Here is a 13573-nt window from a genome sequence, read left to right on the forward strand (position 1 = left end):
TCCGGCGCGACCGGTCAGCCCACCGGCTCCACCAGCTCCGGGCGCGCCTCGGGCGCGGCCGACCGCACCGCGTCCGCCGCCTGGTCGTCGGGTTCGGTCTGCGACGCCCGCTCGGCCTCCACGCGGGCCGTGTACACCTCGACCTCGTGCGTCACGCGTGCCTCGTCCCAGCCGTGCACCCGCGCCACCAGCTCCGCCACCTGCCGGGCGCAGTCCACGCCCCGGTGCGGGTACTCGATGGAGATCCGGGTGCGCCGGGTGAGGACGTCCTCCAGGTGCAGCGCGCCCTCGTGCGACGCCGCGTACACCACCTCCACCTGGAGGTAGTCCGGCGCGTGGGGCAGCGGCTTGAGCAGTTCCGGGTCGGCGGAACCCAGCACCTCGTGCACCAGCGACCCGTAGCGGTCGAGCAGGTGGCGCACCCGGTACGGGTGCAGGCCGTAGCGGGTGGCGAGCTGGTCCACCTGGTTCACCAGCGCGTGGTAGCCGTCCGCGCCGACCAGCGGCACGCGGTCCGTGATGGACGGTTGGGTGCGGCCCGGCAGGTCGACCGACGCCGCGTCCACGGCGTCCGCGCCCATCACCCGGTACGTCGTGTACTTGCCGCCCGCGATCGCCACCAGTCCCGGCGCGACGCGGGCCACGGCGTGCTCGCGGGACAGCTTGGACGTCGACTCGCTCTCGCCCGCGAGCAGCGGCCGGAGCCCGGCGTAGACGCCCTCGATGTCGTCGTGCGTCAGCGGTGTCGCGAGGACCGAGTTCACGTGCTCCAGCAGGTAGTCGATGTCGTGCTTGGTGGCCGCCGGGTGCGCCAGGTCCAGGTTCCAGTCGGTGTCCGTGGTTCCCACGATCCAGTGATTCCGCCACGGGATCACGAACAACACGGACTTCTCGGTGCGCAGGATCAACCCGGACTCCGACACGATCCGGTCGCGCGGCACCACGATGTGCACGCCCTTGCTGGCCCGCACCCGGAACCGGCCGCGGCTGCCCGACAGGCGCTGCAACTCGTCGGTCCACACGCCGGTCGCGTTGATCACGGCGTGCGCGTGCACGTCGACCTCGCGACCGTCCTCCACGTCCCGCACGCGCACGCCGGACACCCGGTCCGCCTCCCGCAGGAACGCGATGACCTGTGTGGACGTTCGCACGACCGCGCCGTAGTGGGCGGCCGTGCGGCCGACCATCATGGTGTGCCGCGCGTCGTCGGCCTGCGCGTCGTAGTACCGGATGCCGCCGATCAACGCGTCCCGCCGCAGGGCCGGCACCAGCCGCAGCGCGCCCGCCCGGGTGAGGTGCTTCTGGCCGGGCACGGAGCGCGCGCCGCCCATCGTGTCGTACATGAGCAGCCCGGCCGCCGTGTACGGGCGCTCCCAGATCCGGTGCGTCAGCGGGTACAGGAAGCTCACCGGTTTCACCAGGTGCGGCGCGATCCGGGTGAGCATCAGCTCCCGCTCCCGCAGCGCCTCGCGGACGAGGCCGAACTCCAGCTGCTCCAGGTACCGCAGGCCGCCGTGGAACAGCTTCGAGGAGCGGCTGGACGTGCCGGACGCCAGGTCGCGCGCCTCCACCAACGCCACCCGCAGGCCACGCGTCGCGGCGTCGAGGGCCGCGCCGACGCCGACCACGCCCCCGCCGACGATCACCAGGTCGAAGGTCCCCGATCCCAGGCGCTGCCAGGAGTCCTCGCGCTCGCCGGGTCCGAGGCGGGCTGTGGTGGCGGCTTCCGCCGGCGGCTTGCGCGTGGCCACTGGGCAACGCCTCCCTGATACTGACGACTGGTCCGACCAGGACTGACTTGACCACGTTACCCACGGGTACGCCACCGTGGACAACCGATCACCACCGGAACTAGCGTCAGAGCACATCGTTGGGCGGGCAGCGCGGCCGGCTCCGGGCACGGTGCGCCGCCCCTTGCCAACGCGAGGAGGTCGGCGAATGGGCAACGGCGAGGTCTTCGCCTACGAGACGGTCGGCACGGCGATCCTGATCCTGATGGGCGCGGGCGTCGTCGCGAACGTCGTCCTGAAGAACACCGCCGGCAACAGCGGCGGCTACCTGCTGATCAACTTCGGCTGGGGTTTCGCGGTGTTCGCGGGCGCGAGCGTGGCCGCGCCGAGCGGCGCGCACCTCAACCCCGCCGTCACCCTCGGCCTGGCCGTGGCCGACAAGGTCGGCTGGGGCACCGTGCCGTACTACGTCGCCGGGCAGATGCTCGGCGCGTTCATCGGCGCCGTGCTCGCGTGGCTGGCCTACAAGAAGCAGTTCGACACGCACGACGACCCGCGCGGCACCCGTGGCATCTTCTGCACCGCGCCCACCGTGCCCGCGCCGGCGTGGAACGTGCTGACCGAGGTGATCGGCACGTTCGTCCTGGTCATCTGGGTGCTGCTGAGCCCCGGCGCGAAGGCCGCGCAGGACGGCGTACCGCAGTTCGGCAACTCCGCGCTGGGTTACGCGGGCGTCGCGTTCGTCGTGATCGGCATCGGCAACTCGCTCGGCGGACCCACGGGGTACGCCATCAACCCGGCGCGCGACCTCGCGCCGCGCATCGCGTACGCCGTGCTGCCCATCCGCGGCAAGGGCGGCGCGGAGTGGGGGTACGCATGGGTCCCGGTGGTCGGCCCGCTGGTCGGCGGCCTGCTCGCGGCCCTGCTCTACCTGGCCCTCCCGGTCTGACCACACGAAAGGACGACGCATGACCAAGTACGTGGCCGCGATCGACCAGGGCACGACCTCGACCCGGTGCATGGTCTTCGACCACTCCGGCCGGGTGGTCTCGGTGGACCAGGTCGAGCACAAGCAGATCTTCCCGCGGGCCGGGTGGGTGGAGCACGACCCGGTCGAGGTGTGGACGAACACCCGGCAGGTCGCGGCCGGCGCGCTCGCCCGCGGCGACCTGACCATCGCGGAGATCGCCGCGGTCGGCATCACCAACCAGCGCGAGACGGCCGTGGTGTGGGACCGCACCACCGGCGAGCCGGTCTACAACGCGATCGTGTGGCAGGACACCCGCACCGACCGGATCTGCCGTGAGCTGGGCGCGCTCGGCGGCGGCCAGGAGCGGTACCGGGCGAAGACCGGCCTGCCGCTGGCGACGTACTTCTCCGGGCCGAAGGTCAAGTGGGTGCTGGACAACGTCGAGGGCGCGCGGGAGCGCGCCGAGGCGGGCGACCTGCTGTTCGGCAACATGGACACCTGGGTGCTGTGGAACCTCAGCGGCGGCGTGGAGGGCGGCGTGCACGTCACCGACCCGACGAACGCGTCCCGCACCCTGCTGATGGACCTGGACACGCTCCAGTGGGACGCCGGGATCGCGGCCGACATGGGCATCCCGCTGTCCATGCTGCCGGAGATCAAGTCGTCGTCCGAGGTGTACGGGCACGTGCGGGTGCGCAGCGCCCTCGCGGGCATCCCCATCGCCGGCATCCTCGGCGACCAGCAGGCCGCGACCTTCGGGCAGGCGTGCTTGTCGCCGGGCGAGGCGAAGAACACCTACGGCACCGGCAACTTCGTGCTGCTCAACACCGGCACGGAGAAGGTGATGAGCGAGAACGGCCTGCTCACGACGGTGTGCTACCAGCTCGGCGACGCCGCGCCGGTGTACGCGCTGGAGGGGTCCATCGCCGTCACCGGCTCGCTGGTCCAGTGGCTGCGCGACAACCTGGGCATCATCGGCACCGCCGCCGAGGTCGAGCAGCACGCGCGCGCGGTGGAGGACAACGGCGGCGCGTACTTCGTGCCCGCGTTCTCCGGCCTGTTCGCACCGCACTGGCGGTCCGACGCGCGTGGCGCGATCGTCGGCCTCACCCGGTACGTCAACAAGGGCCACCTGTGCCGGGCGGTGCTGGAGGCGACGGCCTTCCAGAGCCGCGAGGTGATCGACGCGATGAACGCCGACTCGGGCGTGGCGCTGACGTCGTTGAAGGTCGACGGCGGCATGGTGGTCAACGAGCTGCTGATGCAGTTCCAGGCGGACATCCTGGGCGTGCCGGTGATCCGGCCGGTGGTGAACGAGACGACCGCGCTGGGCGCGGCGTACGCGGCGGGCCTGGCCGTCGGGTTCTGGGCGTCCGAGGACGACGTCCGGCAGAACTGGGCGCGGGACAAGCAGTGGGAGCCGCAGCTCGACGCGGAGTCCCGCGAACAGCGGTACCACTACTGGAAGAAGGCCGTGACCAGGACCTTCGACTGGGTGGAGTGACACCGGTCGGGGCGTCGCCCGCGGGCGACGCCCCGACCGGCTCAGTCCAGGTCGTCGTGCCGCATGAGCTGGCGGCCCGCCTCGGTGATCGAGCCGGTCAGCGACGGGTACACGGAGAACGTGGTGGCCAGGTCCTCCACCGTGAGCTGGTTCTGCACGGCCAGCGCGATCGGCAGGATCAGCTCGCTCGCGTTCGGCGCGACCACGACGCCGCCGATCACCACGCCCGTCGCCGGGCGGCAGAACAGCTTCACGAAGCCACGCCGCAGGCCCTCCATCTTGGCGCGCGGGTTCGTGGCCAGCGGCAGCACCACGGTGCGCGCGGGCACCTCGCCGGAGTCGATCGCGTGCTGACTGATGCCGACCGTCGCGATCTCCGGGTTGGTGAACACGTTCGCGGCGACCGTCTTGAGCTTGATCGGGCTGACGCCCTCGCCCAGCGCGTGCCACATGGCGATGCGGCCCTGCATGGCGGCGACGCTGGCGAGCAGCAGGACGCCCGTGCAGTCGCCCGCCGCGTACACGCCGGGCACCGTCGTCCGGGACACGCGGTCCACGGTGATGTAGCCGCCGCGCCCCGGCTCGATACCGATCCGCTCCAGGCCGATGTCCGCGGTGTTGGGCACCGAGCCGACCGTCATCAGGGCGTGGCTGGCCTCGATCGTGCGACCGTCTTCCAGGTGAATCAGGACGCCGTCGCCGACGTTCTCCACGCGGCTCGCGCGGGCGTGTTTCACCACGGCCGTGCCGCGTTCGGCGAACACGTCCTCCAGCACGGCCGCCGCGTCGGCGTCCTCGTGCGGCAGCACGCGGTCCCGGCTGGACACCATGGTCACCTTCACGCCCAGCTCGGTGTAGGCGGAGGCGAACTCGACGCCCGTGACGCCCGAGCCGATCACGGCCAGGTGCTCCGGCAGTTCCGGCAGGTCGTAGATCTGCCGCCAGGTCAGCACCCGCTCGCCGTCCGGCTCCGCGCCGGGCAGCACGCGTGGCGTCGCGCCGGTCGCGATCAGCACCACGTCGGCGGGCAGCACCTCGTCGCCGTCGTCGCCGCTCACCACCACGCGGTGCTGGGCGAGGCCGCGTTCGTCGTCGCAGAACCGGGCCCGGCCGTTGACGATCCGGACGCCCTCGCGCTGGAGGCGGGCCCGGATGTCGGCGGACTGCGCCAGCGCGAGGCCCTTGACCCGGCCGTGGACCACCGGGAGGTCGACCGCGGCCTCCGTGTCGGAGGTGCGGATGCCCAGCTCACCGGCGTTGCGGAAGGCGCTGCGGCCACCCGCCGAGGCGATGAACGTCTTGGACGGCACGCAGTCGTAGAGCACGCACGCGCCCCCGACGCCCTGGTTCTCGACGACGGTCACGTCGGCGCCGTGCTGGGCCGCGACCAGCGCCGCCTCGTAACCAGCGGGACCGCCGCCCATGATGACGATGCGGGTCACGACACGTCCTCCTCAGTTCAGCTGCGGCCGGGACAACCGTACGCGGTCGGGTTCCGACGCGTGTCGTCCGGTCTTCTGGTGCCTCGCGGTGATCGCGGGGTCGCTAGGCTGTGGGCGTGCCGCTCTATGCCGCGTACGGGTCCAACATGGACCCGAACCAGATGATGGAGCGAGCCCCGTACTCCCCCATGGCGGGGACCGGTTGGCTCGTCGGCTGGCGTCTGTCGTTCGGTGGCGAGGACCTCGGCTGGGAGGGCGCGCTCGCCACGATCGTGGAGGACCCGGACGCGCAGGTGTTCTGCGTCCTCTACGACGTCAGCCCGAGGGACGAGTCCCGCCTCGACCGGTGGGAGGGCGCGCTCGGCCTCTACAAGAAGATCCGCCTCCGGGTGCAGACCCTGGAGGGCTCGGTCACGGCCTGGCTGTACGTGCTGGACGCCTACGAGGGCGGCCTGCCGTCGGCCCGGTACATCGGGGTGGTGGCCGACGCCGCGGAGGCGGCGGGCGCGCCCGACGACTACGTGGCCGACCTGCGCACCCGGCCGTGCCGGGGCATCGGACCGTGATCCACGCCGGGTGGGGCCGCGAGCCGGTCCCACCCGGACCGGGGGGTGATCCCACCGGGGGTCGGCACCAGGGCCGGTCCTCGACGCCGGACCGCCCTGCCGGCGGGGGGAGGTCGGGCGAACCCGGACCCGGCCTACCGGGTTGGCGGCAGCAGGTCGGTGAGGTGTTGGGCCAGCCGACGCGGGTCGGCGGGTGACACCGTGCTCCACGGCTCCTGCCCGGGCGCGGCGCGGCGCAGTTGCACGTACCGGCCGTGCGGGTTGTCGAAGAACGCCACGACGTGCTCCGGGCGCACCCGCTTGCCCCACTTGTCGCGGACGGCCGCGCCGAACTGGCCGCGGTGACCCGCGTCCTGGAACATCTCGGCGAGCGTCCGCGCGTCCTCCGCCCGCGTGCCGCGTGCCCGCAGCGCCGCCTCCAGCTTGTCCGGCGTGCCCGCCGCGGCAGCCGCCGCGTCCAGGTCCGCGCTCGGCAGCGTCACCGAGTGGCCCGGACCGGCCGGCGCGGGCGGCAGCACGCTCAACGCCTCCCGGGGCAGGCCCTCGCTGGACGCCGGGCGCAGCGTGAGCCGGTCGCCGTCCAGCACGGCCAGCACCGCCGACTGCCCCTTCGCCGCCGCCAGCACCCGCACGCTGCGACCCAGCCACAGCCTGCCGTCGACCTCCTGCTGCGGCCGGTCCAGCAGGTGCAGCAGGTCCTCCAGCAACGGGTCCAGCGACACGGGGCGGCCGAGGCCGCGGCGGTCCAGGCCCGCCCAGACCCGCCGCTCCAGCTCCGCCCGCTCCTCGTGCGTCCGACCCGGCGACGGCACCTTCAGCACCAGCGGCATGGTCTCCAGCCGCAGGTGCTCCCAGAGCACGTCGAACTCCAGCGCGGAGATGGTCACGGGCTCGCGGACGTCGTGCACGCCGAGGTCCACACCGAACGTCGTCATCAACTGGTGGTGCTCTCCCCGATCACCGGCGGCGAGATGATCCCGCCGACGCCGTAGATGTCATCGGTCTCGCGGAGGTAGTCGGCGCCGTTGTGCGTGCCGTCCTCCTCCTCGTCCGCCCGTCCGCGACCCAGCCCGCCGAACGGGTCGAACGCCTGCTGCTGCGGCGCGGCGGGCACGCCGACGGTGCGCTTGTGGACGGTGTCGCCGCTGTTCTGCTGGCCCGCGCCGAGCACGCTGCCCGGCGCCGCGCTCGAACCGGCCGCCGCGTGCTGCGCGTTGGCCGCCGCGATCGCGCCGAAATCCGCCGAGCTGGCCGCGGTGGTGCCGCTCGGCCTGCCCAGCGGCTGGTCGGCGGGGTTCGCCAACTGGTGCTGCTCGGTCGTGGTGTCGGAGGAGGACTTCCGGCGGTCGTCGCGGCCGTGCGCCGCACCGCCGAGCACACCGCCCACGCCGAGCACGGGGTGCGCGGAGGACGTGGCCGGGCCGCCGTTCGCGGTGCGCGTCGTCGCACCGGGCGTGCTGCCCGGCGTGGTGCCGGCGGTCGAACCGGAGGTGCCGGACGTGCCGGTCGTGCCGCCCGGCTGGGCCACGGGCCGCGACTGCCCCGGGTACCGGCCGCGCTCACCGCGCCCGCCGCCGCGCTGCCACCCGCCTCGGTTCCAGCCGTGGCCGCCGCGCCCGCCGAGGTAGCCGTGGTGGCCGCCCACGCCGACGTCGCCGTTGCGGACCAGGTCCGGTGCGGAGATCAAGAGCTGCGGCGGCTGGTGGAACTGGCCCAGCGTGCTGACGTTCGACGTCGTGGACGACGCGTAGGTGGTCATCACCTCGCGTGCCCGCTGCTCGGCCGCGTTCTGCGCCCGCTCCTGCTTCTCGTAGTCCGTCTGCCCGCCCACGAGGTGCGTCAGCCCGGTCAGCAGCAGGCCCGGGTCCTCCGCCGTGACCTTGACCGGCGGCGGCATGTCCGCGCGGGCCTTCGCGATGTAGTCGGCCTGGAGTTCGGCGGACAGGCGCATCACCTCCGCGCCGCCGCGGGCGTCGTCCGCCCACGCGGCCAGCGGGTTGATGCCCTGCCGCGCCTGGTCGGCCGCCGCGCCCTCCCAGGACGCGCCCGACTTCAGCACGCCGGTCAGCAGCTCGGCGTTGATCTCGGACAGCGCGGCCGAGACACCCGCCCAGCGCTCCACCGAGGCGTGCGACGCCTGCGGACCGGGCCCGGCGTGGATCTTCTCGTACAGCTCCTGGTGGCTGTAGCCGTTCCAGCGGTGTCCATCGGGCATTGAAGATTCCCCTTGCCTGCGACGGGCGCTCAGCGGCCGCCCTGCTGCCCCATCAACCCGGTGTTGTCGTCCTCGATGGACCGGTACTGCTGCTCGACCAGCGCGAGCGCGTCCATCGCGCCCTTGAGCTGCTGCTGGTAGTCGCGCAGGGCGGTCAGCGCCGAGTCGCCCGACTCCAGCGAGCGCTGGTTGAACCGCTGCGCGGCGTCCTGGCTCACCGGGTCGCCCGCCCAGGGGCGCACGCGGACCTCGGTGAGGGCCAGTTCGATCTGCTGGTCCAGCTTCGACAACGCGCCCGCGAACGCGCTGCGGAGACTGGGTATGGCGCTGGGTTCCACGTTCAGGGTGTGCGACACCGACGGCGGCGTGCCGCCCGTGTCCGCACCACGACCGCGGTCTTCCGACGGCATGGACGACCTCCCCGTCTTCCTCTGTCGTCTGCACCGGGTTCGACCGCCGGTCGGGCCGGCGGGTTCCGTCAGCACGGTCACTCTAGCCACCCGGTCCGACAGCGGGGAGTGGGTGCGACCCACTTCCCCCACGCGGGTCAGCCGCGTTGCAGCAAACCGGCCACCGCCGCCTCTGCCGCCCGTTGCGCGCCCTGGCACAGGACGTCCTGCTTCACCCTGGTCCTGTTGCCGCCGTCGCGGAACATCACGTCCAGGAACTGCCCGTCGGCCACGTCCACCTCGACGTTGCACACGTCGTCCATCCCCGGTGTCCGCACGGTCAGCGCCGGGAAACCCGCCACCGCCGTCACCCTCGCGTCGACCTGCGCGTTCTCGCTCAGCCACACGCCGACGCCCTCCACCGTGACCAGCGCGAGCCGCACCACGTTGCCGCTGATGTTGCTGCGCATGGTGCACGCCTTCGCGTTGCCGAAGCTCGACTCGACGTACGAGCTGGGCGGGTTGTCCAGGCTGAGCCGCAGCCGCTGCTCGGTGGACAGCACGTCGCACGGGTCCAGGCCGTCCAAGGGCACCGCTTTGGGGCGTGGCGGGAGGGATAACGTCGTCGTGGTCGTCACGGAGAGTGCTTCCTCGACATGCCCGTCGGCCTTCTCCTCAGGCGTGGGGGTGCACGCGACGAGCGCCGACGCGGTGAGCGCGACGATCGAACGTGCGGCCCTCATGAGCACCTACCGTAGCCGTGTCCACACGGCTTGTGGACCCCCGGACCGGAAGCCGCACCCGGCCGCGACCCGTTCGGCCGCCGCGCCGTGCGGTCACGCGGTGCACCGGGCGTCACCCGGCAGCGGGCCTCGCCGGACGCGGGGTTCGCCAACCGGTCGCACACCGCCCACGCGGCGAGGTCAGTCCGTCACGAAGCCGTCGTGGTCCTCGGCCAGCGCTTCGAGTTCGGCGCGACGCCCGTGCGCGGGCCCGCCGCCGGGCGCGGTGGCCAGCTCCACCACCCAGTCCGCGTCCTCGGCGTCGTCCTCGCCGGCCAGCAGGTCCCGGTGCACCGCGCCCGGCGCCCAGCCCGCCGTGCGCAACCGGTGCGCGACGTGCTCGGCCGCGTCCCGGTCGTGCAGGACGAGCAGCAGGAACTCACCCATCGAGCAGCCCGCGCGCGTGCAGGGCGGCGTGCAGCGCGACGGCGTCCGGCGTGTGCACGCCGTCGATCCCGACCGCGACCGCGCCGGCCGCGTTGTCCGCGCGGTCGTCGCAGAACACGGTCTCCGCCGCCGGGACGCCCAGCCGGGCCAACGCCTTCCGGAACGCCTCGGGTCCGGGCTTCGCCGCGCCCAGCTCCGCCGACGTGACCACGTCGTCCAGCTCGCGGTCCAGGCCGAGCACGCGCAGGTCGGCGGCCAGCCGGTCGGTCGCGTTGCTGAACAACGCCACCCGGTGCCGCGCACGCACCCGCCGGACCAGTGCCAGCGCTTCGGGGACGACCTCGCCGACGCGGGACCACGCGGCGACCGCCGAACGCGCCTTCGCCTCACCGAAGTCGACGGCCAGCGCGTCGACCACCTCCCGCCGCCACCGCGCGTCCGCCACCTCGCCCAGGATCGCCGGTCCGGCGAGCGCGAACGCGGTGCGGGCGAGCACGCCGCGCGGCAGCCCGTGCGCGTCCTCGATCGGGTCGTCCGGCCCGAACGCGCGCAGCACACCGTCGAGGTCGAGCAGCACCAGGGTCATCGGCGGTTGCCCCACCGGCCGATCAGCAGCGCCGCGGCGGGCACCAGCAGGAACACCAGGGGCGTGCGGAAGGCGAAGAACGCGATCACGCAGAGCAGCCCCACCACCGGGACGATCGCTGCGGCCACGCGTGGTTCGAGCTGGAAGCGGCCGGGTCGCACGGCGGGTTGCCGCAGCGGTGGCACCGCCCCGAACACCGGCCGCGGCGCGGGCAGGTCGGCGAACAGGGCGAGCAGCTCACCCCGCGTGCGGGCGGTGGTCACGCGCGCCGACCGGTCGCCGTACTCGTCGACCGCCAGCCTGCCCTCGGCGAGGTGCTCGCCGAGCAGGCGGAGCGCGTCCTCGCGCTCCGCGTCGCCGATCCGGATGTCCTGGTCACCCACGTGTCCGAGCTTATGCGGTGCCGCCCGCGATGTCGGTGTCGTCCGTGATCTCGCAGATGACCGCGCCCTGGGCGACGGCCGCGCCGGGCTCGGCGGCCAGGCCGGTGACCACGCCCGCCTTGTGCGCGGTCACCGGGTTCTCCATCTTCATGGCCTCCAGCACGACGACCAGCTCACCCGCCTCGACCCGCTGCCCGTCCGCCACGGCCACCTTCACGATGGTGCCCTGCATGGGCGCGGCCACCGCGTCGCCGGACACCGCCGCGCCGCCCTTGCCGCCACCGCGCTTGCGCGGCTTGGCCTTCGCGGCGGACTTCGGCGCGACACCGGCCGCGAGGTCGCCGGGCAGCGACACCTCCAGCCGCCGACCGCCGACCTCGACCACCACGGTCTGCCGCGGTTCGTCGTCGGTGGTCTCCGCGTCGCCGGTGAACGGCGGCACCGTGTTGTCGAACTCGGTCTCGATCCACCGGGTGTGCACGGTGAAGCCGTCCTCGGAGCCGACGAAGGCCGGGTCGCGCACCACCAGGCGGTGGAACGGCAGGACCGTCGCCATGCCCGTCACGACCATCTCGTCCAGCGCCCGCCGCGCCCGCTCCAGGGCCTGCGCCCGGTCCTCGCCGGTCACGACCAGCTTGGCCAGCAGCGAGTCGAACTGGCCGCCGATCACGGTGCCGCTCTCCACGCCCGCGTCCACGCGGACGCCGGGCCCGCTCGGTGCGACGAACTCGGCGACCACGCCGGGCGCGGGCAGGAAGTTGCGGCCCGCGTCCTCGCCGTTGATGCGGAACTCGATGGAGTGGCCGCGCGGCGCGGGGTCCTCGGTGAACCGGAGCCGCTCGCCCGCCGCGATGCGGAACTGCTCGCGCACCAGGTCGATGCCCGCGGTCTCCTCGCTCACCGGGTGCTCGACCTGGAGCCGGGTGTTGACCTCCAGGAACGAGATCGTGCCGTCCAACGCGACCAGGTACTCCACCGTGCCCGCGCCGTGGTAGCCGGCCTCCCGGCAGATGGCGCGCGCGGACCGGTGGATCTCCGCGCGCTGCGCGTCGGTCAGGAACGGCGCGGGCGCCTCCTCCACCAGCTTCTGGTGGCGGCGCTGGAGCGAGCAGTCACGCGTGCCGACGACGACCACGTTGCCGTGCTGGTCGGCCAGCACCTGCGCCTCCACGTGGCGCGGCTTGTCCAGGTAGCGCTCCACGAAGCACTCGCCGCGGCCGAACGCCGCGACGGCCTCGCGCACCGCGCTGTCGAACAGTTCGGGGATCTCCTCCAACGTGCGGGCGACCTTCAGGCCGCGCCCGCCGCCGCCGAACGCCGCCTTGATCGCGACCGGCAGGCCGTGCTCCCGCGCGAACGCGACCACCTCGTCCGGACCGGACACCGGGTCCTTCGTACCGGGCACCAGCGGCGCGCCCGCGCGCATCGCGATGTGGCGGGCGGTGACCTTGTCGCCCAGCGCGCGGATGGCCTGCGGGGTCGGCCCGATCCAGGTCAGTCCCGCGTCGGCGACGGCCTGGGCGAAATCGGCGTTCTCGGACAGGAAGCCGTAGCCGGGGTGCACCGAGTCCGCGCCGGCGCGCTTGGCGACGTCCAGCAGCTTGTCGACGGAGAGGTAGCTGTCGCCGGGCGTGCTGCCGCCGAGGGCGAACGCCTCGTCGGCGAGGCGGACGAAGGGTGCGTCGCGGTCCGGGTCGGCGTAGACGGCGACACTGGCGAGGCCGGCGTCCCGGCAGGCGCGGATGACCCGGACGGCGATCTCACCGCGGTTGGCGACGAGGACCTTGCGCAGCGACACGACGTCCTACCTCCTGCAACGCTGGTGTGGAGTGGCGATGGACGGGGAGTTTAGTGACCCACCAGTAGCGCGCGGCGGAGAGACAGCTCACGTGCGGGTGGGACAATCGGCATCGTGACACGTCCGCCCGCCGCCGCGCTGTTCACCGCCCTCGCGGCCGTGTCCATCACTATCGCGGGCATGGTCTTCGCCTGGTCACTGCGCCCTCCCGCGCCGGTCGCGCCCGTCACCGCCGCGTCCTCCGACGAGCTGCGCTGCGGCTCGGTCGCGTGCCGGGTCGTGGACCGCGCGGAGGTGGGCCAGGACGTGGTGGAGGTGCTGGTGGGTGAGGGCGTCGGCCGCATCCGCACCAGCGGCGCGTCCGGGCGCAACGTGTTCGAGGTGACCATCGCCGAGTCGGGCGCGGCGGTCACCGACCGGTCGCTGGAGTGCGTGGCGGCGGAGGTCGCCGTGTGCCTGGTGCGCGGCCCGGTCGGCGAAGAGGTGTGGGGCGAGCTGCTGGTCCGCCGGGGCACCGCGTGGACGCGGGCGCAGTTGCCGTACGTGGCGGACGGCGCGTACCTCGGGCTGCACGACGTGGACGCGGACGGTGTCGCCGACGTGGTCGCGGTGCAGCGGGCGTGCGGGCCGGAGGCGTCCTGCGCGCGGCGGTTCGCGCAGGTGTTCTCGCTGGTGGCGGCCCAGCCCGCGGTGGGCTGCACCGCCGTCGTGCCGGCCGCCGAGCAGTTGCCCGGCTGGCCGGACGTCGCGCCTGCCCGTGCTCAGCTCCGACCCTGCGGGACGTGACGCGGCGAAGGCCCGGCGGCGGTGTGCCGGGCCTT

General features: G+C 73.5%; 14 protein-coding genes. 4 read left to right on the top strand and 10 right to left on the bottom strand.

The features are described 5' to 3' along the window. Positions 1-14: 14 nt before the first annotated feature. On the bottom strand, positions 15-1751 hold the full coding sequence (locus tag KZQ38_RS03295; protein ID WP_219438200.1) for a glycerol-3-phosphate dehydrogenase/oxidase: 1737 nt from the start codon (positions 1749-1751) through the stop codon (positions 15-17). A 187-nt stretch (positions 1752-1938) separates the two neighbouring features. On the opposite strand from KZQ38_RS03295, the gene KZQ38_RS03300 reads away from it, so the two are divergent. Together KZQ38_RS03300 and glpK are read left to right on the top strand one after the other, a co-directional pair. Next, complete coding sequence (locus KZQ38_RS03300; protein WP_219438202.1) at positions 1939-2679, top strand: MIP/aquaporin family protein; 741 nt, start codon at positions 1939-1941, stop codon at positions 2677-2679. Between the two features lie 19 nt (positions 2680-2698). Continuing rightward, positions 2699-4204, top strand: a complete 1506-nt coding sequence (glpK, locus tag KZQ38_RS03305; protein WP_219438204.1) for a glycerol kinase GlpK — start codon at positions 2699-2701, stop codon at positions 4202-4204. Between the two features lie 41 nt (positions 4205-4245). Here the strand turns inward: glpK and KZQ38_RS03310 are convergent, their stop codons facing one another. Beyond that, on the bottom strand, positions 4246-5646 hold the full coding sequence (locus KZQ38_RS03310; RefSeq protein WP_219438206.1) for an NAD(P)H-quinone dehydrogenase: 1401 nt from the start codon (positions 5644-5646) through the stop codon (positions 4246-4248). A 116-nt stretch (positions 5647-5762) separates the two neighbouring features. Between KZQ38_RS03310 and KZQ38_RS03315 the strand changes: the two genes are divergently transcribed. Further along, a complete protein-coding gene (locus KZQ38_RS03315; RefSeq protein ID WP_219438208.1) occupies positions 5763-6212 on the top strand; it encodes a gamma-glutamylcyclotransferase family protein in 450 nt (149 codons plus the stop codon). A 134-nt stretch (positions 6213-6346) separates the two neighbouring features. Here the strand turns inward: KZQ38_RS03315 and KZQ38_RS03320 are convergent, their stop codons facing one another. The 8 genes from KZQ38_RS03320 to KZQ38_RS03355 all read right to left on the bottom strand — a co-directional run bounded on the left by KZQ38_RS03320 (position 6347) and on the right by KZQ38_RS03355 (position 12752). Next, positions 6347-7147 (bottom strand): ESX secretion-associated protein EspG, encoded by an 801-nt coding sequence (locus KZQ38_RS03320; RefSeq protein ID WP_219438210.1) that lies wholly within the window; start codon positions 7145-7147, stop codon positions 6347-6349. After that, positions 7147-8427, bottom strand: coding sequence for a PPE domain-containing protein (locus KZQ38_RS03325; protein ID WP_219438212.1), 1281 nt, complete (start codon positions 8425-8427; stop codon positions 7147-7149). The genes KZQ38_RS03320 and KZQ38_RS03325 overlap by 1 nt, the downstream gene beginning before the upstream one ends. A 29-nt stretch (positions 8428-8456) precedes the next feature. Then, on the bottom strand, positions 8457-8837 hold the full coding sequence (locus tag KZQ38_RS03330; protein WP_219438214.1) for a transcriptional regulator: 381 nt from the start codon (positions 8835-8837) through the stop codon (positions 8457-8459). 137 nt (positions 8838-8974) lie between these two features. After that, positions 8975-9559 carry a DUF3558 domain-containing protein gene (locus tag KZQ38_RS03335; RefSeq protein WP_219438216.1) on the bottom strand — a complete coding sequence of 195 codons (585 nt, stop codon included), beginning with the start codon at positions 9557-9559 and terminating at the stop codon, positions 8975-8977. A 180-nt stretch (positions 9560-9739) separates the two neighbouring features. After that, positions 9740-9985: a hypothetical protein gene (locus KZQ38_RS03340; RefSeq protein WP_219438218.1), complete on the bottom strand. Its 246-nt coding sequence runs from the start codon at positions 9983-9985 to the stop codon at positions 9740-9742. Next, positions 9978-10571, bottom strand: coding sequence for an HAD family hydrolase (locus KZQ38_RS03345; protein WP_219438220.1), 594 nt, complete (start codon positions 10569-10571; stop codon positions 9978-9980). The genes KZQ38_RS03340 and KZQ38_RS03345 overlap by 8 nt, the downstream gene beginning before the upstream one ends. After that, positions 10568-10954: a DUF1707 SHOCT-like domain-containing protein gene (locus tag KZQ38_RS03350; RefSeq protein WP_219438222.1), complete on the bottom strand. Its 387-nt coding sequence runs from the start codon at positions 10952-10954 to the stop codon at positions 10568-10570. Before KZQ38_RS03350 ends, KZQ38_RS03345 begins: the two co-directional genes overlap by 4 nt. Before the next feature lie 10 nt (positions 10955-10964). Next, a complete protein-coding gene (locus tag KZQ38_RS03355; protein ID WP_219438224.1) occupies positions 10965-12752 on the bottom strand; it encodes an acetyl/propionyl/methylcrotonyl-CoA carboxylase subunit alpha in 1788 nt (595 codons plus the stop codon). Between the two features lie 114 nt (positions 12753-12866). Here KZQ38_RS03355 and KZQ38_RS03360 point away from each other — a divergent pair, with 114 nt between their 5' ends. Then, positions 12867-13538: a hypothetical protein gene (locus KZQ38_RS03360; RefSeq protein WP_219438226.1), complete on the top strand. Its 672-nt coding sequence runs from the start codon at positions 12867-12869 to the stop codon at positions 13536-13538. Positions 13539-13573 lie beyond the last annotated feature (35 nt).

Source organism: Saccharothrix obliqua, assembly GCF_019375475.1.
GTDB lineage: Bacteria > Actinomycetota > Actinomycetes > Mycobacteriales > Pseudonocardiaceae > Actinosynnema > Actinosynnema obliqua.

Excerpts from the sequence above, each read along its gene's own strand:
- KZQ38_RS03300 (WP_219438202.1), top strand. The coding sequence starts at position 1,939 with ATGGGCAACGGCGAGGTCTTCGCCTACGAGACGGTCGGCACGGCGATC.
- glpK (WP_219438204.1), top strand. The coding sequence starts at position 2,699 with ATGACCAAGTACGTGGCCGCGATCGACCAGGGCACGACCTCGACCCGG.
- KZQ38_RS03320 (WP_219438210.1), bottom strand. The coding sequence starts at position 7,147 with ATGACGACGTTCGGTGTGGACCTCGGCGTGCACGACGTCCGCGAGCCC.
- KZQ38_RS03325 (WP_219438212.1), bottom strand. The coding sequence starts at position 8,427 with ATGCCCGATGGACACCGCTGGAACGGCTACAGCCACCAGGAGCTGTAC.
- KZQ38_RS03330 (WP_219438214.1), bottom strand. The coding sequence starts at position 8,837 with ATGCCGTCGGAAGACCGCGGTCGTGGTGCGGACACGGGCGGCACGCCG.
- KZQ38_RS03335 (WP_219438216.1), bottom strand. The coding sequence starts at position 9,559 with ATGAGGGCCGCACGTTCGATCGTCGCGCTCACCGCGTCGGCGCTCGTC.
- KZQ38_RS03340 (WP_219438218.1), bottom strand. The coding sequence starts at position 9,985 with ATGGGTGAGTTCCTGCTGCTCGTCCTGCACGACCGGGACGCGGCCGAG.
- KZQ38_RS03345 (WP_219438220.1), bottom strand. The coding sequence starts at position 10,571 with ATGACCCTGGTGCTGCTCGACCTCGACGGTGTGCTGCGCGCGTTCGGG.